This is a genomic window from Delftia sp. K82, assembly GCF_002193035.1.
Taxonomy (GTDB): Bacteria; Pseudomonadota; Gammaproteobacteria; order Burkholderiales; family Burkholderiaceae_C; genus Comamonas; species Comamonas acidovorans.
Genome location: NZ_MYFL01000002.1, coordinates 83,391 through 107,325 on the forward strand (window position 1 = coordinate 83,391; position 23,935 = coordinate 107,325).

Annotated in this window: 27 protein-coding genes; 14 read left to right on the plus strand and 13 right to left on the minus strand. The window is 69.3% G+C overall.

The genetic code is table 11. From position 1 onward, the window contains the following. Positions 1-17: 17 nt before the first annotated feature. Positions 18-1,238: an efflux RND transporter periplasmic adaptor subunit gene (locus KDK82_RS15905; protein WP_088165600.1), complete on the minus strand. Its 1,221-nt coding sequence runs from the start codon at positions 1,236-1,238 to the stop codon at positions 18-20. Between the two features lie 137 nt (positions 1,239-1,375). Here KDK82_RS15905 and KDK82_RS15910 point away from each other — a divergent pair, with 137 nt between their 5' ends. Then, on the plus strand, positions 1,376-1,942 hold the full coding sequence (locus KDK82_RS15910) for a TetR/AcrR family transcriptional regulator (RefSeq protein ID WP_034397250.1): 567 nt from the start codon (positions 1,376-1,378) through the stop codon (positions 1,940-1,942). Positions 1,943-2,085: 143 nt separating this feature from the next. Continuing rightward, entirely contained in the window at positions 2,086-3,000 is a 915-nt protein-coding gene (locus KDK82_RS15915) for a LysR family transcriptional regulator (RefSeq protein ID WP_088165601.1), read from the plus strand. Here KDK82_RS15915 and acnD read toward each other — a convergent pair. From acnD to KDK82_RS15930, 3 genes are all read right to left on the minus strand, one after another. Beyond that, positions 2,988-5,615 carry a Fe/S-dependent 2-methylisocitrate dehydratase AcnD gene (gene acnD, locus KDK82_RS15920; RefSeq protein ID WP_088165602.1) on the minus strand — a complete coding sequence of 876 codons (2,628 nt, stop codon included), beginning with the start codon at positions 5,613-5,615 and terminating at the stop codon, positions 2,988-2,990. The genes KDK82_RS15915 and acnD overlap by 13 nt on opposite strands. A gap of 61 nt (positions 5,616-5,676) precedes the next feature. After that, positions 5,677-6,855, minus strand: coding sequence for a 2-methylcitrate synthase (gene prpC, locus KDK82_RS15925; protein WP_088165603.1), 1,179 nt, complete (start codon positions 6,853-6,855; stop codon positions 5,677-5,679). Beyond that, the gene (locus tag KDK82_RS15930) at positions 6,852-7,250 is read right to left on the minus strand and encodes an acyl-CoA thioesterase (RefSeq protein WP_043821632.1); all 399 of its coding nucleotides are present in this window, start codon (positions 7,248-7,250) and stop codon (positions 6,852-6,854) included. The genes prpC and KDK82_RS15930 overlap by 4 nt, the downstream gene beginning before the upstream one ends. Before the next feature lie 117 nt (positions 7,251-7,367). On the opposite strand from KDK82_RS15930, the gene KDK82_RS15935 reads away from it, so the two are divergent. Continuing rightward, the gene (locus KDK82_RS15935; RefSeq protein WP_088165604.1) at positions 7,368-8,780 is read left to right on the plus strand and encodes a short-chain fatty acyl-CoA regulator family protein; all 1,413 of its coding nucleotides are present in this window, start codon (positions 7,368-7,370) and stop codon (positions 8,778-8,780) included. Between the two features lie 36 nt (positions 8,781-8,816). Here KDK82_RS15935 and KDK82_RS15940 read toward each other — a convergent pair whose 3' ends face one another. Then, positions 8,817-9,782, minus strand: coding sequence for a PA2169 family four-helix-bundle protein (locus tag KDK82_RS15940; protein ID WP_012207662.1), 966 nt, complete (start codon positions 9,780-9,782; stop codon positions 8,817-8,819). 332 nt (positions 9,783-10,114) lie between these two features. Between KDK82_RS15940 and KDK82_RS15945 the strand changes: the two genes are divergently transcribed. Further along, positions 10,115-10,465, plus strand: coding sequence for a serine/threonine protein kinase (locus KDK82_RS15945; RefSeq protein ID WP_088165676.1), 351 nt, complete (start codon positions 10,115-10,117; stop codon positions 10,463-10,465). A 63-nt stretch (positions 10,466-10,528) separates the two neighbouring features. On the opposite strand, the gene KDK82_RS15950 is transcribed toward KDK82_RS15945, so the two are convergent. Beyond that, complete coding sequence (locus KDK82_RS15950) at positions 10,529-10,735, minus strand: hypothetical protein (protein ID WP_013800491.1); 207 nt, start codon at positions 10,733-10,735, stop codon at positions 10,529-10,531. Between the two features lie 271 nt (positions 10,736-11,006). Here KDK82_RS15950 and KDK82_RS15955 point away from each other — a divergent pair, with 271 nt between their 5' ends. The 9 genes from KDK82_RS15955 to KDK82_RS15995 all read left to right on the plus strand — a co-directional run bounded on the left by KDK82_RS15955 (position 11,007) and on the right by KDK82_RS15995 (position 17,501). Next, positions 11,007-11,330 (plus strand): hypothetical protein, encoded by a 324-nt coding sequence (locus KDK82_RS15955; RefSeq protein ID WP_013800490.1) that lies wholly within the window; start codon positions 11,007-11,009, stop codon positions 11,328-11,330. Then, positions 11,331-11,531 carry a low affinity iron permease family protein gene (locus tag KDK82_RS15960; RefSeq protein WP_230590944.1) on the plus strand — a complete coding sequence of 67 codons (201 nt, stop codon included), beginning with the start codon at positions 11,331-11,333 and terminating at the stop codon, positions 11,529-11,531. Positions 11,532-11,566: 35 nt separating this feature from the next. Next, positions 11,567-11,800, plus strand: a complete 234-nt coding sequence (locus KDK82_RS15965) for a hypothetical protein (protein WP_088165605.1) — start codon at positions 11,567-11,569, stop codon at positions 11,798-11,800. A 115-nt stretch (positions 11,801-11,915) separates the two neighbouring features. Continuing rightward, positions 11,916-12,671, plus strand: a complete 756-nt coding sequence (otsB, locus tag KDK82_RS15970; RefSeq protein ID WP_256974503.1) for a trehalose-phosphatase — start codon at positions 11,916-11,918, stop codon at positions 12,669-12,671. Continuing rightward, a complete protein-coding gene (locus tag KDK82_RS15975; RefSeq protein WP_088165678.1) occupies positions 12,668-14,194 on the plus strand; it encodes a trehalose-6-phosphate synthase in 1,527 nt (508 codons plus the stop codon). The genes otsB and KDK82_RS15975 overlap by 4 nt, the downstream gene beginning before the upstream one ends. 112 nt (positions 14,195-14,306) lie before the next feature. Further along, positions 14,307-15,395, plus strand: coding sequence for an acyl-CoA dehydrogenase family protein (locus tag KDK82_RS15980; RefSeq protein ID WP_088165679.1), 1,089 nt, complete (start codon positions 14,307-14,309; stop codon positions 15,393-15,395). Then, entirely contained in the window at positions 15,383-16,141 is a 759-nt protein-coding gene (locus tag KDK82_RS15985) for a PIG-L deacetylase family protein (RefSeq protein ID WP_088165606.1), read from the plus strand. Before KDK82_RS15980 ends, KDK82_RS15985 begins: the two co-directional genes overlap by 13 nt. After that, positions 16,138-16,746, plus strand: a complete 609-nt coding sequence (locus KDK82_RS15990; RefSeq protein WP_088165607.1) for a bifunctional 2-polyprenyl-6-hydroxyphenol methylase/3-demethylubiquinol 3-O-methyltransferase UbiG — start codon at positions 16,138-16,140, stop codon at positions 16,744-16,746. The genes KDK82_RS15985 and KDK82_RS15990 overlap by 4 nt, the downstream gene beginning before the upstream one ends. Then, positions 16,743-17,501: a glycosyltransferase family 2 protein gene (locus tag KDK82_RS15995; protein WP_063328491.1), complete on the plus strand. Its 759-nt coding sequence runs from the start codon at positions 16,743-16,745 to the stop codon at positions 17,499-17,501. Before KDK82_RS15990 ends, KDK82_RS15995 begins: the two co-directional genes overlap by 4 nt. On the opposite strand, the gene KDK82_RS16000 is transcribed toward KDK82_RS15995, so the two are convergent. The 3 genes from KDK82_RS16000 to KDK82_RS16010 all read right to left on the minus strand — a co-directional run bounded on the left by KDK82_RS16000 (position 17,471) and on the right by KDK82_RS16010 (position 19,379). Further along, positions 17,471-18,031, minus strand: a complete 561-nt coding sequence (locus KDK82_RS16000; protein ID WP_088165608.1) for a DinB family protein — start codon at positions 18,029-18,031, stop codon at positions 17,471-17,473. The two genes, KDK82_RS15995 and KDK82_RS16000, sit on opposite strands and share 31 nt — an antisense overlap. A gap of 22 nt (positions 18,032-18,053) precedes the next feature. After that, positions 18,054-18,911 carry a PhzF family phenazine biosynthesis protein gene (locus tag KDK82_RS16005; RefSeq protein WP_088165609.1) on the minus strand — a complete coding sequence of 286 codons (858 nt, stop codon included), beginning with the start codon at positions 18,909-18,911 and terminating at the stop codon, positions 18,054-18,056. Positions 18,912-18,974: 63 nt separating this feature from the next. Further along, positions 18,975-19,379 carry a VOC family protein gene (locus KDK82_RS16010; RefSeq protein ID WP_012207674.1) on the minus strand — a complete coding sequence of 135 codons (405 nt, stop codon included), beginning with the start codon at positions 19,377-19,379 and terminating at the stop codon, positions 18,975-18,977. Between the two features lie 69 nt (positions 19,380-19,448). Between KDK82_RS16010 and KDK82_RS16015 the strand changes: the two genes are divergently transcribed. Then, positions 19,449-20,816, plus strand: coding sequence for a PLP-dependent aminotransferase family protein (locus KDK82_RS16015; RefSeq protein WP_088165610.1), 1,368 nt, complete (start codon positions 19,449-19,451; stop codon positions 20,814-20,816). Here KDK82_RS16015 and KDK82_RS16020 read toward each other — a convergent pair. From KDK82_RS16020 to KDK82_RS16035, 4 genes are read right to left on the minus strand one after another with little or no spacing between them, the layout of a single operon-like run. Beyond that, positions 20,800-21,240, minus strand: a complete 441-nt coding sequence (locus tag KDK82_RS16020; protein WP_088165680.1) for a nuclear transport factor 2 family protein — start codon at positions 21,238-21,240, stop codon at positions 20,800-20,802. The two genes, KDK82_RS16015 and KDK82_RS16020, sit on opposite strands and share 17 nt — an antisense overlap. A gap of 5 nt (positions 21,241-21,245) precedes the next feature. Next, on the minus strand, positions 21,246-22,037 hold the full coding sequence (locus KDK82_RS16025; protein ID WP_088165681.1) for an SDR family oxidoreductase: 792 nt from the start codon (positions 22,035-22,037) through the stop codon (positions 21,246-21,248). Positions 22,038-22,042: 5 nt separating this feature from the next. Beyond that, positions 22,043-22,603 carry a DUF3833 domain-containing protein gene (locus KDK82_RS16030; RefSeq protein WP_088165611.1) on the minus strand — a complete coding sequence of 187 codons (561 nt, stop codon included), beginning with the start codon at positions 22,601-22,603 and terminating at the stop codon, positions 22,043-22,045. Then, positions 22,600-23,928, minus strand: a complete 1,329-nt coding sequence (locus tag KDK82_RS16035; RefSeq protein WP_088165612.1) for an MFS transporter — start codon at positions 23,926-23,928, stop codon at positions 22,600-22,602. Before KDK82_RS16035 ends, KDK82_RS16030 begins: the two co-directional genes overlap by 4 nt. Positions 23,929-23,935: the final 7 nt, after the last annotated feature.

Sequence of the window (23,935 nt, forward strand, 5' to 3'; positions counted from 1 at the left end):
CTTGGGCACGCGCCGGCTCAGTCGCTGGACGTGGCGGAGCTGCCGGAGGCGCTGAAGGTGCCGGACAGCCCCGCCGTAGGGGAGGCCGCGGCATCGGAAAGGGCCGTGACCTGAACCTGCGCCCCGGGCTGCAGGCCCGCCATGCGGCCCACCACCACGCGCTCGCCGCCCTTGAGGCCTGCGCTGATCTGCCACTGCGCGCCATGCATGGCCGCGGTCTGCACGGGGCGCATCTGCAGCGTGTCCTGGCCGTCCACCACCAGCACGTGGGCCTGCCCGTCGGTGCTGCGCTGCACGGCCCGCTGCGGCACCAGGATGGCGGCAGGGTCCACGCCCTGGCCCACGGTCACGCGCACATACATGCCGGGCAGCAGCATGCCGTCGCGGTTGTCGAAGCGCCCGCGCAGCGCCATCTGGCCCGTGCCGCGGTCCACCGTCACATCCGAGAACAGCAGCCGCCCCGTGCGCTGCAGGCCCGTGCCGTCCACCTTCAGGGAAACCGGCGTGCCGTCCTTGCCAGCCGTCTGTGCCAGGCGGCCCTCGGCCAGTGCCGCGCGCAGGCGCTGGGCTTCGGCCACGGGCTGCTGGAAGTCGGCATAGACCGGGTCGAGCTGCTGGACCAGCGCCATGGGCGTGGCCTCGCCCTGGCCCACCAGGGCGCCCTCGGTGACCAGTGCACGGCCGATGCGGCCCGCGATCGGCGCCCTGACCGTGGCGTATTCCAGGTTCAGGGCGGCCGCCCGCACCTCGGCCTGGGCGGACTGGCGCGCGGCCTGGGCCGCCTGCAGGCGGGCCTGCATGGCCTCGAAGTCCTGGCGGCTGACCGCCTCCTGCGCCACCAACGGCGCGTTGCGGCCGACGACGGCACGCGCATCGAGCAGGGCCGCCTCGGCGCTGGCCAGCTGGCCCTGGGCGCGGGACAGTGCGGCGCGCAGGGGCGCCGGGTCGATCTGGAACAGCACCTGGCCGGCCCGGACATCGGCACCTTCCTCGAAATGGCGGCGCAGCACGATGCCGGCCACCCGCGCACGCACCTCGGCCACGCGCACGGGCTCGATACGGCCCGGCAGCTCGCTGGACAGGGCCAGCGGCGCGGCCTGCACGGTGACGGCCTGCACCACGGGCAGCGCATCACCCGCTGCGGCCGGAGCCTCGTTGCGGCCGCAGCCCGCCGCCAGGGCGGCCAGCACCAGGGCCGCCAGCGGCAGGCCACGTCGCTTGTTCAGACGCATGCTCATGTTCACAACCTGATTGAGTTCGATACGAAGGCCGCGATGGTACATATCAGAATCAAATGAGTCAACATCGATTCATTTGATGCTTTGAAACATCAACAGATAAAATCCATGCACTTTCCAAGGAGGCATGACAAGCGATGACGAGCACCAAGCAAGAGGACGAAGGCAAGCTGCTGGGCGCACTGGCACTGGCGCTGCTGGACGATCCCAAGGCCAATCTGCAGGAGCTGGCACGCGCCATCGGCATCAGCAAGGCCACGCTCTACCGCTTCTGCCCCACGCGCGACCAGCTCATCGACCGGCTCATCGGGCATGCGGCCGACACCCTGTCGCGCGCCATGCACGCGGCCGAGCTGGAGCGCCACGCGCCGCTGGAGGCGCTGCGCCGCCTCACCGCCCACTGCCAGGACCACCAGACGCTGCTGCTGTTCCTGATGTATTTCTGGCGCTCCGACATCTCGGTGGTCGGCCAGATAGAGAGCGAATGGGTGGCGGCCATGGATGCCTTTTTCCTGCGCGGCCAGCAGGCCGGCGTGTTCCGCATCGACATCACGGCAGCGGCGATGACCGAGCTGTGGCTTTCCATGGCCGTGGGCCTGCTGGATGCGGAGCGGCGCGGCCGTGTTGCGCGGGCCAGCGTGGCAGCCGTGATGGAGCAGTCCTTCCTGCACGGCGCCCTGCAGCCCGGCGCACCGGCTGCGTAGCACGCCGGGCGCCGATGGGGAAACCGAGGTGATGAATGATGGTCATGCACTGCTTTCAATCGATGAAGGCAGCCATGGAATGGATTCACATCAATGAACTAGAATTTTTTTAGCTCACAAATCCATGAATTTTTCTCACCAACATGTTGGAACGCACCCACCTCGCCATCGTCCGTGAAGTCGAAAAACAGGGCTCGCTGACGGCGGCGGCCGGCGTGCTGTGCGTGACGCAGTCGGCGTTGAGCCACAGCATGAAGAAGCTGGAGCAGCAGCTGGGCACGGACATCTGGCTGCGCGAAGGCCGCAGCCTGCGCCTGACGCAGGCCGGCCAGTACCTGCTGGCCGTGGCCCAGCGCGTGCTGCCCCAGCTGGACCTGGCCGAGGAGCGGCTGCGCCAGTTCGCCCAGGGCGAGCGCGGCGCGCTGCGCATCGGCATGGAGTGCCATCCCTGCTACCAGTGGCTGCTCAAGATCGTCGCGCCCTATCTGGCGAGCTGGCCCGATGTGGATGTGGATGTGAAGCAGAAATTCCAGTTCGGCGGCATCGGCGCGCTGTTCGGCTACGAGATCGACCTGCTGGTCACGCCCGATCCGCTGTTCAAGGCGGGCCTGGAGTTCGTGCCCGTGTTCGACTACGAGCAGGTGCTGGTGGTCTCCAGTGCGCATGCACTGGCAGGGGCCGATTTCGTGGAGGCAGCCCAGCTCGCGCCCGAGGTGCTGATCACCTATCCCGTGCCCATGGACCGGCTGGACATCTACAACCAGTTCCTCATGCCGGCCGGCATCACGCCGCGCCGCCAGAAGGCCATAGAGACCACGGACATCATGATGCAGATGGTGGCCAGCGGCCGGGGCGTGGCGGCCCTGCCGCGCTGGCTGGTGCAGGAGTACGCGGGCAAGCTGGACGTGGTTCCCGTGCGCCTGGGCGCCAAGGGCATTGCCAAGCAGATCTTCCTGGGCGCGCGCGTTGCGGACCTGCAGACCGACTATCTGCAGGCCTTCATCGAGCTGGCGCGCCAGCCGCTGGCCGCTGGCACGCCCCCTGCTCAGGCTGCCTGAGCCTGCGCCAGGAAGTCCTGGGCAAAGCGCTGCAGCACGCCGCCCGCTTCGTAGACCGATACCTCCTCGGCCGTGTCCAGCCGGCAGGTCACGGGCACGCGCAGCGTTTGGCCGTTGCGGCGTTCGACCACCAGAGTGAGTTGGGTGCCCGGCGTGCGCTCGCCTTCCACGCCATAGACTTCCGTGCCGTCCAGCGCCAGGGTCTTGCGGTCGGTGCCCGGCACGAACTGCAGCGGCAGCACGCCCATGCCGATGAGGTTGGTGCGGTGGATGCGCTCGAAGCCTTCGGCCACCACGACCTCGACTCCGGCCAGGCGCACTCCCTTGGCCGCCCAGTCGCGTGAGCTGCCCTGGCCGTAGTCGGCGCCCGCAATGATGATCAGCGGCTGGCGCCGGTTCAGGTAGGTTTCCATGGCCTCCCACATTCGCACCACGCGGCCTTCGGGCTCGATGCGCGCCAGCGAGCCCTTGTGCTGCACGCCGTCGATGACGGCCATTTCATTGACCAGCTGCGGGTTGGCGAAGGTGGCCCGCATGGCGGTGAGGTGGTCGCCGCGGTGGGTGGCGTAGGAGTTGAAGTCTTCCTCGGGCAGGCCCATGCGCGCCAGGTACTCGCCCGCGGCGCTGTCGGCCAGGATGGCGTTGGAGGGCGACAGGTGGTCGGTGGTGATGTTGTCGGGCAGCAGGGCCAGCGGCCGCATGCCGGTGAGGGTGCGCGGGAAGGCCGCCAGTGCGCCCACGCCTTCGGTATCCCAGTACGGCGGGCGGCGGATGTAGGTGGACTGGGGGCGCCAGTCGTACTGGGGCGATGCCTTGTCTCCGTCGTCCTTGCGGATGGCGAACATGGGTTCGTAGACGGCGCGGAATTGCGCAGGTTTGACCGATTGCTCGACGATGGCGTCGATCTCCTCGTCGGCGGGCCACAGGTCCTTGAGGCGGATCTCGCGGCCGTCCACCACGCCCAGCACATCCTGCTCGATGTCAAAGCGCACCGTGCCCGCCAGCGCATAGGCCACGACCAGCGGCGGCGAGGCCAGGAAGGCCTGTTTGGCCTGGGGATGGATGCGCCCGTCGAAGTTGCGGTTGCCCGAGAGCACGGCCGTGGCGTAGAGATCGCGCTCGATGATTTCCTGCTGGATCCTGGGGTCCAGTGCGCCGCTCATGCCGTTGCAGGTGGTGCAGGCAAAGGCGACGATGCCAAAGCCCAGCTGCTCCAGCTCGGTGAGCAGCCCGGCCTCCTTCAGGTACAGCTCCACGGCCTTGGAGCCCGGCGCCAGCGAGGACTTGACCCAGGGCTTGCGCGTGAGACCCAGGCGATTGGCATTGCGCGCCAGCAAGGCGGCGGCGATGACATTGCGCGGGTTGCTGGTGTTGGTGCAGCTGGTGATGGCCGCGATGATGACGGCCCCATCGGGCATCAGGCCTTGCGCCTCCTGGGCGCGGGCGGCCTGCAGCTTGGCCGCATCGGCAATGCCGCGCTCGGCCAGGGCCGAGGTGGGCAGGCGCCGGTGCGGATTCGAGGGGCCGGCCATGTTGCGCACCACGGTGGACAGGTCGAACTGCAGCAGGCGCTCGTACTGGGCATCGGCCAGGCTGTCGCTCCAGAAACCTGCGGTGCGCGCATAGGCCTCGACCAGGCGCACCTGGGCCTCGTCGCGGCCGGTCAGGCGCAGGTAGGCCAGCGTCTGGTCATCAATGGAGAACATGGCCGCCGTGGCACCGTATTCAGGGCACATGTTGGAGATGGTGGCGCGGTCGCCAATGCTCAGGCTGTCGGCGCCCTCGCCAAAGAATTCCACATAGGCCCCGACAACTTTTTGCTGGCGCAGGAATTCGGTCAGGGCCAGCACAATGTCGGTGGCGGTGATGCCCGCCTGGCGCCGGCCCGTGAGGCGCACGCCCACGATCTCGGGCATGCGCATCCAGCAGGCGCGTCCCAGCATGACGTTCTCGGCTTCCAGCCCGCCCACGCCCACGGCGATCACGCCCAGGGCATCGACATGGGGCGTGTGCGAGTCGGTGCCGACACAGGTGTCCGGGAAGGCCAGGCCATCCTGCACAGTGACCACGGGGGACATTTTTTCCAGATTGATCTGGTGCATGATCCCGTTCCCCGCAGGGATCACATCCACGTTGGCGAAGGCCTTCTTCGTCCACTCGATGAAGTGGAAACGGTCCTCGTTGCGGCGGTCCTCGATGGCGCGGTTCTTCGCAAAGGCATCGGGATCGAAGCCGCCGCACTCCACGGCCAGCGAGTGGTCCACGATGAGCTGCACGGGCACGACGGGGTTGACCTGGGCGGGGTCGCCGCCTTCGGCCGCAATGGCGTCGCGCAGGCCGGCCAGGTCCACCAGGGCGGTCTGGCCCAGGATGTCGTGACAGACCACGCGCACGGGATACCAGGGAAAGTCGATGTCGCGGCGGCGCTCGATGAGCTGCAGCAGGTAGCTGTCCAGCTGCGCGGGATCGGCGCGGCGCACGAGGTTCTCGGCGTGGACGCGGGCGGTGTAGGGCAGGCGGTCCCAGGCACCGGGCGAGAGGGCATCGACGGTGGCGCGGGCGTCGATGTAGTGCAGCGTGGTGCCGGGCAGGGGTTTCTTGTGGGTGTGGTTCATGGGGCGGATGCAATGCGGGCGGGCCTGCAGCCCGCCCGCCTAGGTTCAGGACAGCGGCGGCTCAGGCGCGCGCATCGAGGGGCACGAACTTCTGGTCATCCGGCCCCGTGTAGTTGGCGCTGGGGCGGATGATCTTGTTGTCCTGGCGCTGCTCGATCACGTGCGCTGCCCAGCCGCTGGTGCGCGCGATCACGAACAGCGGCGTGAACATGGCCGTGGGCACGCCCATCATGTGGTAGCTGACGGCACTGAACCAGTCCAGGTTGGGGAACATCTTCTTGACCTCCCACATCACCGCTTCCAGCCGGTCGGCAATGTCGTACATGCGGGTGGTTCCGGCCTCGTCGGACAGGCGCTTGGCCACGCCCTTGATGACCACGTTGCGCGGGTCGCTGACGGTGTAGACCGGGTGGCCGAAGCCGATCACCACTTCCTTGGCATCGACGCGGCGGCGGATGTCGGCCTCGGCCTCGTCGGGCGTGTCGTAGCGCTTCTGGATCTCGAAGGCCACCTCGTTGGCGCCGCCATGCTTGGGCCCGCGCAGCGCGCCGATGGCGCCCGCGATGGACGAATACATATCGCTGCCCGTGCCCGCGATCACGCGCGCCGTGAAGGTGGAGGCGTTGAACTCATGCTCTGCATAGAGGTTGAGCGAGGTGTGCATGGCGCGCACCCAGCCTTCGGACGGCCGGTGGCCGTGCAGCAGGTGCAGGAAGTGGCCGCCGATGGAGTCGTCGTCGGTCTCCACCTCGATGCGCCGGCCCGAATTGCTCCAGTGGTACCAGTACAGCAGCATGGAGCCCAGGCTGGCCATGAGCCGGTCGGCAATGTCGCGGGCACCCGCCAGGTTGTGGTCGTCCTTTTCGGGCAGCACGCAGCCCAGGGCCGAGACGCCGGTGCGCATCACGTCCATCGGGTGGGCGCCGGCAGGCAGTTGCTCCAGCGCCTGCCTGACGCTGGCCGGCAGGCCGCGCAGCGCCTGCAATTTGGTCTTGTAGGCCTGCAGTTCGGGGCGCGTGGGCAGCTTGCCGTGCACCAGCAGATGGGCGATTTCCTCGAACTCGCAGACCTCGGCAATGTCCAGGATGTCGTAGCCGCGATAGTGCAGGTCGTTGCCCGAGCGGCCCACGGTGCACAGCGCCGTGTTGCCGGCGGTCACGCCCGACAGGGCCACGGACTTCTTGGGCTTGAATGCGGACGCAGATGGAGCAGATGGCGCGTCGATGGTCGTGGTACTCATGGAAGGGTCTCCTGGTTCAGATAGGAATGGGCAATGGCGGCAGGAAGGCCGTTGTGGTCGACAGCCACCATCTCGAACAGGCCCTTGAGCACGTCCTCGCAGGCAATGCCCGGCGCCTGGGCCGACGCGGTGACGCAGACCGTCATGGAGCTGCGCCCCACGCGGCTGACCCAGCCGCGCAGGACGATCTCGTGGCCCACGGGCACGGGCGCCAGGAAGTCCACGCCAGTGACGGCGGCCATCACCACCTCGCGCTGCGCCAGGCTGCGCGCTGCGAGAAAGGCGGCCTTGGCCATGAGCTGCAGGCCCTGGCCTGCGAACAGCGTGCCGTGGTGGTTGGCCAGCGCGGGCAATACCAGTTCGCGCAGCTCGGCGGTTCCAGCAGGTGTTGTCATGCTTCGCAATCTACGCAAAATAGCGGCTCAGCCATAGGGCTGAAAAGGCGAATTCTTGCGAAACGAATCCCACGATATTGCGAATTCTGCGAATAACAGCCACCCGAGGAAACAGGCATGAAGAAGACATTCATGGGCGTCAAGCTGCGCAAACTGCGCGCGGAGCACGGCCTGTCCCAGATCGCCCTGGCCCACGCGCTGGGCCTGTCGCCCAGCTACCTGAACCAGCTGGAGCAGAACCAGCGGCCGCTGACCGTGTCGGTGCTGCTCAAGCTCAACCGTGCGCTGGGCGTCGATATCCAGCAGTTCTCGGAGGACGAGGAGGCGCGCCTGGTCGCCGGCCTGCGCGAGGCCCTTGCCGAGGCGCCCGAATCCATTGCCCTGCCCGAGCTGCAGGAAGTCGCCGCGCAGATGCCGGCGCTGGGGCGTGCGGTGATGGCGCTGCACCGCCGCCATCTGGAAGCCCTGGAGCGCATCGAGAGCATGTCGCTCAGGCTGGGCGATGACCGCTCGGACATGCCGGTGGCGCGCACCATGCCGTTCGAGGCCGTGCGCGATTTCTTCTTTGCGCACCAGAACTATTTCGATGAAGTGGACCGCGCGGCCCAGGCCCTGGCCGGCGAGGCGCGCGCGGACCCGGGCCATCTGGCGGACTGGCTGGTCCGGCGGCTGCAGCAGCGCCACGGTGTTCAGGTGCATCGCTCGGAAGACTCCCGGCAAAGCCAGCGCCGCTTCGACCCGGCCACGCGCTCGCTGTGGCTGTCCTCGGCGCTGGAGCCTGCGCAACAGGCCTTCCAGCTGGGCACGCAGCTGGCCTTGCTGGAGATGGGCGAGACGCTGGACCGGCTGATCGCCACCGCCGCCTTCCAGGGCGATCCGGCGTCATGCAAGCTGGCCCGCGTAGGCTTGGCCAACTACTTTGCGGGCGCGCTGCTGCTGCCCTATGACCTGTTCCTGGAGACGGCCGAGCAACTGCGCTATGACATCGACCTGCTGGGCCAGCGCTTTGGCGTGGGCTTTGAAACCGTCTGCCACCGCCTGAGCACGCTGCAGCGGCCGGGCGCGCCGGGCGTGCCCTTCTTCTTCGTGCGCGTGGACCGCGCGGGCAATATCTCCAAGCGCCAGTCGGCCACGCATTTCCACTTCAGCCGCACGGGCGGCACCTGCCCGCTGTGGACGGTGTACGAGGCCTTCGGCCAGCCCGACCAGGTCCTGCGCCAGCTGGCCAGCATGCCCGATGGGCGGCGCTACCTGTGGATTGCACGCTCGGTCTCGCATGGGCAGCGCGGCTATGGTTCGCCGCGCAAGACCTTCTCCATCGGCCTGGGCTGCGACATACGCCATGCCTCGCGCCTGGTCTATGCCAAGGGGCTGGACCTGGGCGATCCGGAATCGGCCACGCCCATCGGCATGGGCTGCAAGGTCTGCGAACGCGACCAGTGCACGCAGCGCGCCTTTCCCTATGTGGGAAAGGCGCTGCATGTGGATGAGAACGCCAGCCGCTTTGCGCCTTATGGCGTGGGCGGCTGACGATTCCGTGGCCCGCGCGGTGCGCGGGATGCGCGGTCAGGCTGCGCTGCGGTAACGGTCGCGCAGGTCGCGCACTTCATCGTGGTTGCGCTGGGCACCCTGTGCCTGGCGCTCCACCACCACGCGCACGGCCGGTGGCAGCGGTTGCTTGAGCGCCTTGCGGTACTGGGCGAGGGCGGAGTCCTCGCCGCGCTCGCATTCCTCCAGCACCGCCTTGTCGTCCTGCGAGGTCAGGGCCGTCTTCACGGACACCCAGCCCCGGTGCAGCGCGCCGGCCACCGTGCCGCCCGATGCCGGCTCTCCGCCGAGCCTGCGGATTTCCGCTTCCAGCTCCCGCGCGGCAACACCGCACTCGGTGGAATGGCGCATGAACAAGGCCTTGAGGTCGGGCGAGTCGGCGTTCTCGGAGGAGGTGCGAAAGCCGTACTCGCCATCGCGGCAGGATTCAAGCAGGTCGTTGAGCACGTCCACCACATCGTCGTTGTCGATATCGCCCGTATAGGCGGGGGCGACGATGGTGCCCGTCTCGTCACGGACATCACGGCTGCCTGCGCGCGCCCAGGCGGCGCGGGCTGCGGGCCGGGCCTGGTCCCAGTCCAGATGGCTGGCGCCACGGCGCGTGGTCCATTCGCGCTCCCACTCGGCGTCGAAGGCATCGAAGTCGGCATCGCGGCGTGCGGCGGCAGCGTTCCAGCCCAGCTCGTAGGCGGGGCGGTATTCCTCGTAGCTGCGGCCAGCCACGTAATAGGGCTCGCTCTGGTAGGCATCGCGCCAGTAGGCATCTTCAACCGTGGGGTTCACGGCCTCGGCTGCACCCTTGCCGGCCAGCCCGCCGACCACGGCACCGGCCACGCCGCCCACGGCAGCGCCGATGGGGCCACCCATTGCGCCGAATGCAGCGCCGGTGACGGCGCCGCCTGCTGCGCCTATGCCGGTGCCCACCGGGTGCGCGCCGGGTGCGTCGGACAGCGGGTCACGGTTTGCGGGGTTCGATTGCGTCATGGAATGTGCTCCTTGGCAGTTGAAAGTGATTCCTATGCTGATGGCCGCGGCGGCCGTCCGGCGTGCGCGCTTGCGGCCATGTGCCGTAGGAACGCAGCGCCCTGCCCTTGCGGACATCGCGCCAGCGGCCTGTGGCCATTTTTCGCACTGCCGCACAGGGCAAGCACAGGGCAATCGGCGTGCCTGCCGGCCCTCCCGCATCGGACTGCATCCGAGCGCATCGGCACGCTCCTACCTCCAGGAAAGTGCTGTGCCCACCCCCGCTGCAAGCCCGCGCAGGCAGGCTTGGCCCATGACCCGGCCACGGTGGCCGGACCCCCTTGGAGAACACCATGCGCACCCCGAACAGCACGGCTGCCACCGGCAGCGACACTCCCCAGATCGACCGCAGCGAAGACGCCAGCGCCGACCTGCCCGAAGGCAAGGACATCAACGAGCACCTGAGCGCGGAAAAGGATGTGGCCGATTCCATCGCCGAGGCCTCGGCGCACCGTTTCGACGACATGCCACAGGACGGCCCGCTGAACTTCGACGATGGAACCGACATGGGCCACCCGCGCGGCAACACGCAGCGCGAAGGCGGCACCTGGCAGGCCGAGGGCGCGGACAGCGGCAGCCTCAGGCCGCCCGCCGAAATCCTGTCCGACCGCAATGGCCCCAGTGACCGCAAGAACGGGCGTTGATGCACCCTTGCACGCCATGAAAAAGGGCACCCGAGGGTGCCCTTGTCGCTAGGAACCGGCAATTCATCCAGCGCCGCGGTCACCGCCTGGGCCTCCGCCCTTGTTCTGGCGCGTCTGGGCCTGGTTGCCGCTGCCGACATGGGCCTCGCGGTCATGGCGGCTTTCGGGCGTTCGCTGGCCTTCGTTCCTTTGCGTGGGCGGCTTCGCGCCCTGGCGGTTGTGATCGTTCTCCACCTTGCCCTTGCCGGGCTCCTGTCTGTCGCTGCTCATATCGCGCTCCTTGTCTAGGGTGCCGGGCCCCATCGCTGCAGGGCCGGACTTCCAGTCTAGGCAGCGCGCAAGGCCCAGGCAGCGGGCCATGGGCGCCCGCCGGCGAGGGGCGTCTCCCACAGGGCAAACGACGTGCCTGAGAACGGCGTTCATGCGCGAGGCATCTTTTCGTTCCTGCGCTTTCGGCGTGGTCCCACGGCGGCTGCGCACGGGCAAAGAGACCATGGCCCAAGCGCCGCCTGCGCAGGCCCGCGAACGAAAGGAAGACGCCATGAAAGACAAGACCCCATCCGCATCCAAGTCCTCTGCACCCACACAGGCGAAACCGTCGGGCGATGGCCAGACGAAGCTGCCTGGCCAGGTGGGCAAGGCGCCCCATGCGCCCGGTGAATCCGATGCAGCCGACGCATCCGAACAAGGCCTGCGCCTTCCGCACGAGCGCGACCAGAGCCTGGACGCCACCAGCGATGCGCCCGATCCGGTGATGCGCCAGGCCCATGACGACATTGTTTCCGGCCAGGTGGATACCGACATGCGGCAGACGCCGGGACTGGATGCCGAGCGGCGCAAGAAGATGGTGCGCAAGCAGCCTTGATTGCACCTGAAGCTCAACGAACTGCTGGCAGCCAACAAGATTGCCAGCAATCGCATGATCGGCATCGAGGGGCTGGACGAGGAGCAGCTGCAGCAAGTGGCAGCCTTCTACGTCAACCTGGCCGCCCGCGCGCGCGAAAGCGGAGCCTGCAAGGAATGCCACTCCATCGACGAGGACGACCCGGCACGGCCCGGCAACTGAGGCGGCCTGCCTGCACTCCATCCAGGTAGAACCCCATGCCCGACATTCCAGATTGGCTCCAGTGGCCTGCCTTTGCGGCCTCCCTCCTCGGCGAATGGTGGGTGGGCTCGCGTTCCGCCGGGCGGCGCAATGTGGGCTTCTGGATCCTGATGCTCAGCAATGTGCTGTGGGCGCTGTGGGGATGGTCCTCCGGCGCCTGGGCACTGGTGACGCTGCAGGCCTGCCTGGCGGTGACCAATGTCCGCGGCTCCCTCAAGGCTGAGCGCTGAACGCGCCATGCAGGCCACCTCCATGCCTATGGCCCCGTGCTGGCGCATGGCCGATCCGCGCACAAGCCGTCGGCTGACGGTCGGTGCACCCAGCACTCGGTACCGTGGTCTTTCCATGGAAACACCCCCACTCCCCGCCCGCAGATTCGCCCTGTTCCTCGACTTTGACGGCACGCTTGTGCCGCTGGCCGAGACCCCGGACGCCATTGCACCAGACCCCGCCCTGATCCCCATGCTGGCCAGGCTGCAAGGCCTGCTGGGGGGCGCGCTGGCCATCGTCACGGGGCGGCAGCTCGAGGTGCTGGACCACTTTCTGACGCCGCTGCATCTGCCCGCCGCCTGCGAGCACGGCCTGCAGCGGCGGGATGCAGGTGGCTGCCTGCACCCGCAGCCATTGGCCATGCCAGAGACCGTGCTGCAGTTGTGCAATGCCTTGGCGGCCGATCATCCCTTCCTGCTGGTGGAGCGCAAGCGCTCCTCGGTCGCACTGCACTACCGGCGCGCGCCAGAATTGGCGGCGCTGTGCCTGGATACATTGAGCCGCGCACTGCGGCACCTGCCCGGTCTGGAGCTGCTGCACGGCAAATGCGTGCTGGAGGTCAGGCCTGCGGGCGTGGACAAGGGCCGCGCCATTGCGGCCTTTCTGCGCGAAGAGCCGTTCGCCGGACGCACCCCCGTTTTTGCCGGTGACGATGTCACGGACGAGAGCGGCTTTGCCGTGGTGCAGGCGCACGGCGGCATGGCGATCAAGGTGGGCGAAGGCGCAAGCAGGGCCTGCCACCGGCTGGACAGCCCGCAGGCCGTGCACGCCTGGCTGCAGTGCGCATGCATGCACCTGGCGGCACAGACCTGCGCGGAGGCCCTGCCATGAGCCGGCTGGTGGTGATCTCCAACCGCGTGGCCGATCCGGGCAGGACTGCAGCCGGGGGCCTTGCCGTGGCCATGGGCGATGCGCTGCGGCAGACGGGCGGCCTGTGGTTCGGCTGGAGCGGAACCGTCACCCACGACGGTGCCCAGGCCGCGCCTGCCGGCCATGTGCACCGCTCCCAGGCCGGCAAGGTCACGCTGGCCACGGTGGACCTGGACCGCGCGGACCACGACAGCTACTACGCGGGCTACAGCAACGGCGTGCTGTGGCCCGTCTTCCATGGCCGGCTGGACCTGGCGAACTTCGACACGGGCCTTGCGGCCGGCTACCGCCGCGTGAACCAGCTGCTTGCGCGCCGGCTGCTGCCCCTGCTGGCGGAGGACGACATCCTCTGGGTGCATGACTACCACCTGATCCCGCTGGCGGCCGAGCTGCGCGCCCTGGGCTGCCGCCAGCGCATCGGCTTTTTCCTGCACATCCCATTGCCCCCGCCGACCCTGCTGGCGGCCATTCCCGAACATGCATGGCTGATGCGCTGCCTGTTCGCCTATGACCTCGTGGGCCTGCAGACCCGCCAGGACGTGCAGCACTTCGAGCGCTATGTCTGCGAGGAGGCCGGAGGCCAGGCCCTGGGCGACGGCGCATTCCGCGCCCATGGCCAGCGCATGGTCTGCCGGGACTTCCCCATAGGCATCGATGTGGATGGTTTCATGGCGCTTGCACAGGGCGGCGCCTCGCGCGACATGCACGAGCGCATGAAGCACGAATACGCCCAGCGTCGCCTGCTGCTGGGCATAGACCGGCTGGACTACTCCAAGGGCCTGCCGCAGCGCCTGCGCGCCTTCCGGGAGCTGCTGGCCCGCCATCCCGAGCAGCGCCGCCGCGCCACGCTGATCCAGATCGGCTCGCCCACGCGCGAGGGCCTGGACGCGTATGCCGACATACGGCGTGAACTCGAATCGCTGTGCGGCGCCATCAACGGCGACTACGGCGAGCTGGACTGGATGCCCGTGCGCTACATCCACCAGACCCTGCCGCGCGATGGCATCCCGGGCCTGTGCCGCGCGGCGGCCGTGGGCCTGGTCACCCCGCTGCGCGATGGCATGAACCTCGTGGCCAAGGAGTACGTGGCGGCCCAGGACCCGGCCGACCCGGGCGTACTGGTGCTGTCGCGGTTTGCCGGCGCGGCCGAGCAGCTGCAGGAGGCGCTGCTGGTCAATCCCTACGACGTGCACGGCACGGCCGCCGTGGTGCAGCAGGCCCTGCAGATGCCGCTGCAGGAAAGGCGCCAGCGGCACCAGCGGCTGCTGCAGCGCATTGCCGAGCAGGACGTGCACTGGTGGCGCAAGGCCTTTCTGTCTGCCTTGAAAGAGGCCAGGCCGATGGAGCACAGGGAAAGGGAAGACTTCGGCATCCCCGTTCCCTCGATCAGGCAGGAGCAGGCACCGCTGCGCCTGGAACTGGCCGCCTGCCCTGCCGACGGCGTGGAACGGGACGCCTGCCGGTCGGTGATCTCCGACAGGTAATGCCTTCCTGCTCCTGCGGCGCCGCGTTCATCCTCCCGGCACCATGGCATCGCCTGGCGCCTCCCCCCCATTTCCAGGCTGCGCAAGGCACGAAAAAGGAAGGTGAGCGGTGATGGCCCAGCACAACGACGAGCACGCCAATGCATGGACATGCAGCGACACGCTGGCCCAGGCCTTGCGCGGCCATGCGGACCTGTCGCCGGCGGACCAATTGGCGCTGCTGGTAGCGCAGGGCGCCGACCGCCTGCCGCTGCCGGGCCATGGTCACACGCTGCAGCGCTGGCGAGCACTGGCCGAAGTGGCCGCCCACAGCCTGGGCCTGGCCAAGCTCTACGAAGGCCATACCGACGCCCTGGCCATCCTGTCCGAACTGCAGGCCGACCTGGCCACCGAGGGACTGCGCTGGGCCGTCTGGTGCGCCGAGCCGCCGGGCGAGCGCGTGCAGGCCACGGCGGCATCTCCCGACGCCACGCAACGCACGACGCTGCAGGCAGGCTCGGCGGTTCGCCTGTCCGGTCACAAGCCCTGGTGCTCCGGCGCCCGCGCCGTGGACCGCGCCCTGGTCAGCGGCTGGCTCGCAGACGGCCAGCGCTGCCTGATCGCCGTCACCATGGACCAGCCCGGCATACGCCGGGACGACAGCCACTGGCAGGCCGTGGGCATGGCTGCCAGCGCCAGCGCCGATGTGCACTTCGACGGCGCCACCGGCGTGCTGGTCGGGGCCCCGGGCCAGTACCTGAGCCGCCCCGGCTTTCACCATGGCGGCGCAGGCGTTGCGGCCTGCTGGCATGGCGCGGCAGCGCGCATCGCCAGCCATCTGCAGCAGGCCGTCAGTCAAGGCGAGGACCCGCACCGCCAGGCCCACCTGGGCGCGCTGGACGTGGCCCTGGCCAGCGCGGCCGGCCTGCTGCGCGACGCTGCGGCCTGCATCGATGCCACGCCCTCGGACCCCTGCCTGCTGGCCGTGAGCCGCGCCCGCCTCGCCGTGGAAGCCGCCGCCGAAGAGGTGCTGCGGCGCGTGCCGCGCGCCATCGGTCCCGGCCCGCTGTGCAAGAACAGGGGCCTGGCGCAGCTGATTGCCGACCTGCCCGTCTTCATCCGCCAAAGCCATGCCGAGCGTGACCAGGCCGCGCTCGGCCGCCTGCTCGCCGAGAAGGCACAGGCCTCGCAGGCACCGGGAGGCACCGCATGGATGCTGTGAAGCCGCGCCTCATCGAGGGCCGGGGCACGCCCGAATCGCGCTGGCAGGCCTGGTTTGCGCAACGCCGGCCAGCGCAGGTATCCATGGACGACCTGCTGGACGGCCGGCGCCGCGCCGTCATCGTCGCGCCGCACCCCGATGACGAAATCCTGGGCTGCGCCGGCCTGCTGCACCGCTGTGCCGAGCGGGGCATGCCCTGCCTCATCGTCTCCGTGACCGATGGCGGAGCCAGCCACCCCGACTCGACGCTGTGGCCGCCGCAGCGTCTGGAGCGCGAGCGCGTGCAGGAGAGCACCCAGGCCCTGGCCCTGCTTGCGCCGCAGGCGCAGGTGCTGCGGCTGGGCTTGCCCGACGGCCATATCGCCGAGCATGCAGCGCAGTTGCTGCAGCGGCTGGAGCAGTTGCTGCAGCCCTCGGACGCGCTGCTGTGCACCTGGCGCGAAGACGGCCACCCGGACCACGAGGCCACGGGACAGGCCTGCGCCACGGCGGCCCGAAACACGGGCTGCCGGCTCTTCGAGCTGCCGATCTGGGCCTGGCACTGGGCCGAGCCCGGCGACGCACGCGTGCCCTGGCACCGTGCCGCCGCCATTGCGCTGGCACCGCAGGAACTGGCGCTCAAGCGCAAGGCCCTGTCGTGCTTTCGCAGCCAGCTGCTGCCAGACCCGTCCACGGGCCGCGACGCGGTCCTGCCGTCCTGGGCCACGCAGCGCCTGCTGCGTCCGTTTGAAGTGGTGTTTCTATGAACGGCGCCAGGCAGCACTTCGAGCAGATGTACCAGGCCGACCCCGACCCCTGGCAGGTCGCATCGCGCTGGTACGAGCGGCGCAAGCGCGACCTGCTGCTGGCCGCCCTGCCGCGCGAGCGCTATGCCCACGGCTTCGAGCCCGGCTGCGGCAATGGCGAGGCCACGCAGCGCCTGCTGCAGCGCTGCGACCGGCTGTGCGCCGTCGATTTCTCGGACAGGGCCGTGCAGCTGTGCCGCCAGCGGATTGCGCCGCAGGACCGCGCCCGCCTGGACCTGCAGGCCCTGCCCCTGCCCTGGCAATGGCCACAGGTGCCCCAGGTGCCGCAGCAAGGCTTCGATCTCATCGTGGTCTCGGAGCTTGCCTACTACTTCGACGACGCGGCACTGGCGCATTTCAACCGCCAGTGCCTGGCCTCGCTGCAGGGCGGCGGGCACTGGCTCATGTGCCACTGGCGGCATGGGGCGCACGATCACCTGCAGACCACTCGCACCCTGCATGACAGCGTGTCGGCCCATGCGCAGCTGCACTTGCTGCTGAGCCACAGCGAGCCGGATTTCCAGCTGGACATCTGGCAGAAAACCCCTGAAAGGACGGACAGATGATCGGCGTGTGCATCCCAGCCCATGACGAGGAAGACCTCATAGGCCGCTGCCTGGACAGCGTGTTTTGCGCGGCCGCCCATGCCGACCTGCAAGGCGAGACCGTGGCCGTCGTCGTGGTGCTGGACAGCTGCCAGGACGCCACCGAATCGGCCGTGCGCCGCTGGCCCGCCATCCCCTTGCCGATTGCCGCGCGCAACGTGGGCAAGGCCCGCGCGCTGGGGTCGGAGTACCTGCTGCTGCTGGGCGCCCGCTGGCTGGCCTTCACGGATGCCGACACCACGGTCTCCCAGAGTTGGCTGGCCGACCAGTTGGCGCTTCAGTCCGACGTGGTCTGCGGCACGGTGCAAGTGGCCGACTGGTCGGCCCACGGCGTCCAGGCGGACACGGCGCGGCGGCACTTCGAGACCACCTACACGGACCGCGACGGCCACCGCCACGTGCACGGCGCCAACCTGGGCATCTCAGCCTGGCACTACCGCCAGGCCGGCGGGTTCGACGCACGCACCTGCGGCGAGGACCAGGACCTGGTGGACCGCCTGGCGGCCGGCGGCGCCCGCATCGCCTGGTCCGCGCGGCCGCGCGTGATGACCAGCGGCCGCGCCTACTCGCGCGTGGCCGACGGTTTTGCCGGTGCGCTGCGCCAGGGATGGGCCCTGCCCGGCGACGCGCCGCCTGAGCTGCCCGTGCTCCAGGGCGCCCTGGCGCAGCAGGCCCTGGCCCTGCCTCAACCGCAGGCCGGCTCGTCCACGCGGTAGCAGTCCCTGAGGAACACCGGCAGGTCGTTGGCCGGCGGCACGAAGGGCACCTGGTACATCATGTCGCTGACAAAGCCACGGTGGTAGCTGCCGTGGTTCACCACGTGCAGCACGATCTGCTCGCGCGTCATGGCGCCCTGGCCGCCGCCCACGAACTCGAAGTGCACGACCTTCGCCAGTTCCTCGTCCGGGCATGCGTCGACGAACTCCACATACCAGCGGTCCATTGCCTGCACGGATTCCCACAGCGCCTGCAGCGTGGGCGTGTCGTCGGTGTTGCGCATGGTGTAGCCATGTTTGCGGCCCTGCAGGTGGTGCCTGAAGATGTCCTCCACCACAAGGACGTGGTTCAGCGTGCGCACCATGTTGCCGAAGCTCGTGGGGCGCTGCTTCAGGGCCTCGTCTTCGGGCAGTTCCATCACGCTCTTGAAGGTCAGGCCGTTGGCCCAGGCCTTGTAGCGCACCAGCATTTTCAGGTTGGCCCTGGCCGATGAGACGGGAGCGCGCGGGCTCTCTTGGATCGCTGTCATTCGTGGGTTCTTTCAGTGTGGATCAAAGGCCGCTCAGTGCGCCTTCGACATGGGTGCGCGCAGTGCCGCCCACCCAGACCTGGCCCGTGCCGTCACGGGTCAGGAAGATGCGGCCGTCACGGCCCAGACAGCGGCCCTGGGCGGCAACGTAGTCGCTGTCCATCACCCCTGTCGCAAACAGCCACTGCGCCAGCGAGGCGTTGAGGCTGCCGGTGACGGGGTCTTCGACGATGGCGCCCTGGTGATCGGAGAAGAAGGCGCGCACCTCGCAGGCGGCAGGGCTGGCACCGCCGACACCCCTGGCATAGGGTCCCACCACGCCCACGTCCATGCGGGTGGGCCACTGCCGGGCCGGGTTCAGCGCAAGCACCTTCTCGGCCGAGGCCAGGCGGATGCCCAGCCAGCCGGGGCCGTTGTCTATCCACGAGGCGGCCTGCACCTCTTCGGCAGTGATGCCCAGCATGCGCAGCGCGGCATCCAGCTCATCGGCGGTGGGCGCGCCAAAGCGCAGCATGGGCGGCGCGGCGAATGCCAGCCGCCCATGCTCCTGCCGTATCTGCACCAGTCCCGCCCCGCACTCCTGGACGATGTGGCCTGCGTTCTTGGGCGCACCGCGCTGGGACAGCCAGGCATGGCAGCTGCCCAGCGTGGGATGGCCGGCAAAAGGCATCTCCCGGTCCAGCGTGAAAATCCTCACACGGTAGTCGGCCTGCGCCTGCGTGGGTGGCAGCAGGAACGCGGTTTCGGAGAGGTTGAACCAGCGTGTCAGCTGCTGCATCTGTGCAGTGGTCAGCGCCTGCCCACCGGTGATCACGGCCAGCGGATTGCCAGACAGCGGGCCGCTGGCGAAAACGTCGACCATATGAACGGCAATGCTCATGAAGACGGTCCTTGTTGAATGGAAAGGAAAAGAAAGGGAAACGGGCGGCGGGCCCGTGCCGCGCTACGGCCGCACATCGGCGCGATGCACCACATGGACCTTGTTGCCGTCGGGATCGCGCAGGTAGGCGCCGTAGTAGCCATCGCCGTAGTGCGGGCGCGGGCCGGGCGGGCCTTCGTCGCTGCCGCCCCGGGCCAGGCCGGCGGCATGGGCCGCGTCCACCGCGTCGGGCGACGGGGCCACAAAGGCCACCATGGCGCCATTGCCCGCCGTGGCCGGCTCGCCGTTGAAGGGGCTGTAGACATAAAAGCGCGGCAAGGCCGCCGGCGGCGCCACCCAGCACAGCGCGGCCGGCCCGCCATCGGGCTGGACGGCGCGGCGCTGCAGTCCCAGCGGGAAAAGCACCGCGTCATAGAAGCGGCCGGCCCGCTCGAGATCACGGGCGCCGACGGTGATGTGGCTGAACATGGAGTGAACGTTACACTATCGACAAATGAAATAGTGTCACGGCACACTCATTTTTTCCTTGCCCCGACCATGCTCCTGCCCTCCCCCTGGACGCCCCGTCTTGCGCGCATTGAAGCCAGTGCCGCCGAGCGGCTGGCGCGCGCCCTGGCCGACGACATCGTCGAAGGCCGGCTGGCCGGCGGCGACCGCCTCCCCGCCCACAGAGACCTGGCCGACAGGCTGCAGATCGGCCTGGGCTCGGTGACCAGGGCCTATGCGCTGCTGGAGCGCCGGGGGCTGACACGCAGCGTCAAGGGCCGGGGCACCTTCGTGGCGTCACAGCAGGCGCAGGCTGGCGAGGACATAGACCTGTCTTCCAACGCGCCGCCGGCCGCCATCAGCGAACGCATGCTGGCGCGCACGCTGACCGCCATTGCGCGCCGCATCGATGCCGATCACTTCAATTCCTACGCGCCGCCGGGCGGACATCCGGAGCATCGCCGCGTGCTCGCGCGCTGGCTGCAGACGCTGGGCCTGAACGTGGAACCCGACCACATGGTGCTGACCAGCAGCGCGCGCCAGGCGCTGTCGCTGGCCCTTGACCTGGTCTGCCAGCCCCGGGGCCGGCTGCTGACCGAGCGCATCACCTACCCCGGCGCCATTGCCCTGGCCCGGCGCAAGGGCTGGGCCCTGCAGGGCCTGGCCATCGACGGTCAGGGCCTGCTGCCGCAGGCGCTGGCCGATGCGCTGGAGGGCATTCCCGCCGCCGAAGGCAAGGTGGTCTACCTCACCCCCACGCTGCACAACCCGACCACGGCCACCATGGGCGCGGAGCGCAGGCAGGCGATCGTGGACATCTGCCGCAGCGCAGGCGCCTGGATCATCGAAGACGGCGTGTATGCCACCTGCTTGCCCGATCACGCACCCTTGGCCCATCTGGCCACGCTGGCGCCCGAAATCACGCTGCATGTGAACGGGCTGTCCAAGTCCCTGGGACCGGGGCTGCAGGTGGGCATGCTGGTGCTGCCCGCTTCGCTGTGCGGCGCGGCTGTGGAGCTTGTGCAGGAGATGTCCATGGCGCCTTCGGCCCTCTCCTGCGCCGTGATCGATGAATGGCTGTCGCACGGCGTGGTCGCTTCCCTGCAGGCCGACCTGCGCCATGAGGCACAGCGGCGCTGCCGGCTGGCCGCATCACACCTCGCCTCGCACCTGAGTGGCTCCGGCCTGGTGCTGCACCCCGAGGCCTACAACGCCTGGCTGCCCATGGAGCGCGAAGCCGCCGACCGACTGGTATCGGCCGCAGCGGCGCTGGGTTTGAAGCTGACCGATCCGGGCTCGCTCATGGTGGACCCGCAGGAGCAGGCCAGCGGGCTGCGCATCTGCCTGGGTGCGCCGCGTTTCGACGCGCTGGACGGCGCCCTGGCGCAGTTGGCCCGGCTGCTTACTGCGGCGCCCTGAGCTTGTGCTGCAGCGCCCTGGCCAGGGCGCCCAGCACGGGGACCTTGGCGAAGATTTCCTCCACCGGGTCCCAGAAATCGCGGTGTACTGCCACCAGCCCCTGCGCATCGAACTCCAGGTAGCTGGTGCCGCAGATGCGCATGGTCTGGCCGGATGCCCGCACAAAGCCCAGCTCCCACAGCAAAAAGCCGCTGTCCCCCTGCACCGCGCCGTGGCTGACGGTAAAGCGGGGCCGGTCGAGCTGCTCGAACATGTGGGAAAACACGCGCTCGATCGCGGCGTGGCCGCGCACCTCGTTGAACGGGTCCTTGAACAGGGCCTGCTCGGCATACAGGGACAGCAGCGCCGGCAGGTTGTCGCGGCGCAGGGCCTCGTAGGCCTGGGCCAAGCGGGCCAGTCGCGGATCGGATATGCCGCTGCTCATGGGTTTCATGCTCCGGTGAAGCGGCGGACCGCAGAGAAATACCAGGCGTCGGGCAGGCAGCGCAGCAGGCGCACCCAGCGCGTGAAGCGGCGCGGGAAATTCATCTCGAAACGCCCCTGCGCCCAGCCCTGCAGCATATGCCGGGCCGCCTCGTCGGCGCCGATCAGGGCCGGCATGCTGAAGCTGTTTTGCGCCGTCAGCGGCGTATCGACAAAGCCGGGATTGATGATGGACACGCCCAGGCCCAGGCCATGCAGGTCCAGATAGAGGTTTTCCGCCAGGTTGTTGAGCGCCGCCTTGGTGGGGCCGTAGGCCAGGGACATGGGCAGCCCCCGGTAGCCGGCCACCGAGCCGACCAGGGCCAGATGGCCCCGGCCAGCCTTGAGCAGCATGGGCAGCGCGGCATCGAGCAGGTGCAGCACGCCGCCATAGTTCACGGCCAGGTGGTGCTGCATCTCGGCCAGGTCGAACTCGGTGGCGCGCAGGGGCCGGTAGTGGCCTGCGCAGTAGAGGATCAGGTCGGGCGCCCCGCCCGCGTGGGCCAGCACGGCCTGGGCGGCCGCATCCACGGCGGCGGCATCGGTCACATCCATCGGCAGGGCCAGGCAGCCCTCGCGGCCGCGCACGAAGTCCTGCAGCGCGCCGCCATGCCGTGCGGAGACGATCACCCGGGCGCCCTGCCGGTGCAACGCCTCGGCCGTGGCACGCCCTATGCCCGAGGAGGCGCCCACCACCCATGCCGAGCGTCCATTCCAGTCAGCCAGCAGCGGGTTCAGCCCGCGCGAGAACAGCGGCATGACCATCACTCCTTGACAAAGGACAGCGTCACATCGCCCAGGTGCACGCCGAGCTTGCTCATGGCCGTGCGGTTGAGCAGGGTGCGCCCGTCCATGAGGTACATCCAGTCATCCATGTGGACGTTCCAGACCCGCCCATTCACGGGCAGGGCCAGCACATAGCTCCAGCGGATGGCATTGCCCGCGCTCTGGCCCTGGGCCTCGCCCACCACGTCGTCGGCCCGGCCGCTGTAACGGCCGTCGCCCAGGTGTCGGATATGCCAGACCCGTTCCTGCGTGCTGCCGTCGCTGTAGACGAAGTGCTCCTCCAGGGATCCCTCGTCGCCATTCCAGCGGCCCGTCATGCGCACGGTGAATCGCTTGACCACCTTGCCCGATCGGTCCGTGAACATGCCGTGCGCCGTCAGCGGCCCGTTGAAATACTGGCGCAGGTCCAGCTGCGGCTGCTCCTTGGCGTAGTCCTGGACCGAAGGCCCGGCACAGCCCGCAAGAGACAGCGCCAATGCCGCCCCCAGGCAGACGCGCCGCAGCGGCGAAAACGAAGTGGAGTGGGTGATGTGGCTCATGTGTGACTCCAGGAAGAATGCAATCGCTCGGCGCGCCAAAGCAGCAGCGCCGCCGCCAGCTTGAGCAGGCAGGGCAGCCCGCCATAGGCCCAGGCCAGCGCCTGCAGCCCGGCCGGGTCGGTGCCGCCGCTGCGGTAGCCCGCGGCGGACAGCAGGGGCAGGGCCAGGCCTGCGGCCAAAGCCAGGTTGAGCTTGGTGGCGCAGGTCCACCAGCCCAGGTAGCGGCCCTCGCCCCGGCCGCCCTGGCCGGACTCGTGGATCACGCCCGTGAGCAGTGCGCCCGGCAAGGCCAAGTCCGCGCCCAGGGCCAGCCCGCTGGCCAGGCAGATCACGGCAAAGGCCATGGCATCGCCCGCGCCCAGCCAGGGCGTGAAGCCGAAGGCCAGCACGCTGGCCAGCATGCCCGCACGCCAGCTGGGCGCCAGGCCACAGCGCGAGACGGCCTTCACCCACAGCGGCAGGCCCAGGGCCGCCGCGCCAAAGAAGCACAGCAGCAGCAGGGGCTGCAGTGCAGGCGCCTGCAGCCTGTCAGCCACAAAGAAGGGCAGCAAGGTGGCGGGAACGGCCGCGGCCACGCCATTGAGCATGAAGATGGCCAGCAGCCGGCGAAACCCGGCATCCGCCCACGGAGAAGTGGAAGAGGCCAGGGCGGCCGAGGCCGGGGACTCCGCTTGCGGCATGCGGGGCGCAGAGGACACATGGGGCACAGGAGCCACGGGCGCCCGGAGCCGGTACAGCCCCATCAGTCCCAGCGCCAGGCCCAGCGCCAGCACGGCGCTGGTGGCGTCAAGGCCCATCACGGCCGGCAGCACGCTGGCCAGCAGCACGCCCGCCAGCGTGGCGCCCTCGCGCCAGGCCGTCACACGGGCACGCCAGGCGGGCTGCCCGCCCCAGCGGGTGCCCCAGGCCTGGTGGAGGATGGTGACGAAGCTGTAGGCCAGCGTGCACACCAGCAGGCTGCCGGCCAGCCAGCCCAGCATGGCGGCCTCGGAGCCGCGCGGCGGATGCCACAGCGCCCCGAAACCCAGCACCATCAGCAGGCTGCCCAGCGCAGCCGCACGCCAGGCCGGCCGCACACCCTTGCGCAGCAGCCCGTCGGCCTGGCGGCCAATGGCCGGATCGACCACGGCATCGAGCGCCCGCGTGGCCAGCAGCACGGCGCCCAGCCCGGCCAGCGGCGCGCCGGCCACGCTGGCGTAGTGGTAGGGCAGGTTCACATACAGGGGCAGGGACACAAAGGCCAGCGGCGCGGCCAGCCCGCCATAGGCCAGCCCTGTGCGCCAGGGCAGCACGGGGGCAGGAGCGGGGGCCGGGACGGAGGTCATGGCGTGG

What these genes read in the sequence shown, in the direction of transcription:
- KDK82_RS15965 (WP_088165605.1), top strand. Translation starts at nt 11,567, where the DNA reads ATGCCCGACATTCCAGATTGGCTCCAGTGGCCTGCCTTTGCGGCCTCC.
- KDK82_RS16015 (WP_088165610.1), top strand. Translation starts at nt 19,449, where the DNA reads ATGCTCCTGCCCTCCCCCTGGACGCCCCGTCTTGCGCGCATTGAAGCC.
- KDK82_RS15910 (WP_034397250.1), top strand. Translation starts at nt 1,376, where the DNA reads ATGACGAGCACCAAGCAAGAGGACGAAGGCAAGCTGCTGGGCGCACTG.
- otsB (WP_256974503.1), top strand. Translation starts at nt 11,916, where the DNA reads ATGGAAACACCCCCACTCCCCGCCCGCAGATTCGCCCTGTTCCTCGAC.
- KDK82_RS15940 (WP_012207662.1), bottom strand. Translation starts at nt 9,782, where the DNA reads ATGACGCAATCGAACCCCGCAAACCGTGACCCGCTGTCCGACGCACCC.
- KDK82_RS15955 (WP_013800490.1), top strand. Translation starts at nt 11,007, where the DNA reads ATGAAAGACAAGACCCCATCCGCATCCAAGTCCTCTGCACCCACACAG.
- KDK82_RS15930 (WP_043821632.1), bottom strand. Translation starts at nt 7,250, where the DNA reads ATGACAACACCTGCTGGAACCGCCGAGCTGCGCGAACTGGTATTGCCC.
- KDK82_RS15950 (WP_013800491.1), bottom strand. Translation starts at nt 10,735, where the DNA reads ATGAGCAGCGACAGACAGGAGCCCGGCAAGGGCAAGGTGGAGAACGAT.
- KDK82_RS15935 (WP_088165604.1), top strand. Translation starts at nt 7,368, where the DNA reads ATGAAGAAGACATTCATGGGCGTCAAGCTGCGCAAACTGCGCGCGGAG.
- KDK82_RS15990 (WP_088165607.1), top strand. Translation starts at nt 16,138, where the DNA reads ATGAACGGCGCCAGGCAGCACTTCGAGCAGATGTACCAGGCCGACCCC.
- KDK82_RS16030 (WP_088165611.1), bottom strand. Translation starts at nt 22,603, where the DNA reads ATGAGCCACATCACCCACTCCACTTCGTTTTCGCCGCTGCGGCGCGTC.
- KDK82_RS15980 (WP_088165679.1), top strand. Translation starts at nt 14,307, where the DNA reads ATGGCCCAGCACAACGACGAGCACGCCAATGCATGGACATGCAGCGAC.
- KDK82_RS15975 (WP_088165678.1), top strand. Translation starts at nt 12,668, where the DNA reads ATGAGCCGGCTGGTGGTGATCTCCAACCGCGTGGCCGATCCGGGCAGG.
- KDK82_RS16020 (WP_088165680.1), bottom strand. Translation starts at nt 21,240, where the DNA reads ATGAGCAGCGGCATATCCGATCCGCGACTGGCCCGCTTGGCCCAGGCC.
- KDK82_RS16005 (WP_088165609.1), bottom strand. Translation starts at nt 18,911, where the DNA reads ATGAGCATTGCCGTTCATATGGTCGACGTTTTCGCCAGCGGCCCGCTG.
- prpC (WP_088165603.1), bottom strand. Translation starts at nt 6,855, where the DNA reads ATGAGTACCACGACCATCGACGCGCCATCTGCTCCATCTGCGTCCGCA.
- acnD (WP_088165602.1), bottom strand. Translation starts at nt 5,615, where the DNA reads ATGAACCACACCCACAAGAAACCCCTGCCCGGCACCACGCTGCACTAC.
- KDK82_RS16035 (WP_088165612.1), bottom strand. Translation starts at nt 23,928, where the DNA reads ATGACCTCCGTCCCGGCCCCCGCTCCTGCCCCCGTGCTGCCCTGGCGC.
- KDK82_RS15905 (WP_088165600.1), bottom strand. Translation starts at nt 1,238, where the DNA reads ATGAGCATGCGTCTGAACAAGCGACGTGGCCTGCCGCTGGCGGCCCTG.
- KDK82_RS15915 (WP_088165601.1), top strand. Translation starts at nt 2,086, where the DNA reads ATGTTGGAACGCACCCACCTCGCCATCGTCCGTGAAGTCGAAAAACAG.
- KDK82_RS15995 (WP_063328491.1), top strand. Translation starts at nt 16,743, where the DNA reads ATGATCGGCGTGTGCATCCCAGCCCATGACGAGGAAGACCTCATAGGC.
- KDK82_RS15945 (WP_088165676.1), top strand. Translation starts at nt 10,115, where the DNA reads ATGCGCACCCCGAACAGCACGGCTGCCACCGGCAGCGACACTCCCCAG.
- KDK82_RS16010 (WP_012207674.1), bottom strand. Translation starts at nt 19,379, where the DNA reads ATGTTCAGCCACATCACCGTCGGCGCCCGTGATCTCGAGCGGGCCGGC.
- KDK82_RS15985 (WP_088165606.1), top strand. Translation starts at nt 15,383, where the DNA reads ATGGATGCTGTGAAGCCGCGCCTCATCGAGGGCCGGGGCACGCCCGAA.
- KDK82_RS16025 (WP_088165681.1), bottom strand. Translation starts at nt 22,037, where the DNA reads ATGCCGCTGTTCTCGCGCGGGCTGAACCCGCTGCTGGCTGACTGGAAT.
- KDK82_RS16000 (WP_088165608.1), bottom strand. Translation starts at nt 18,031, where the DNA reads ATGACAGCGATCCAAGAGAGCCCGCGCGCTCCCGTCTCATCGGCCAGG.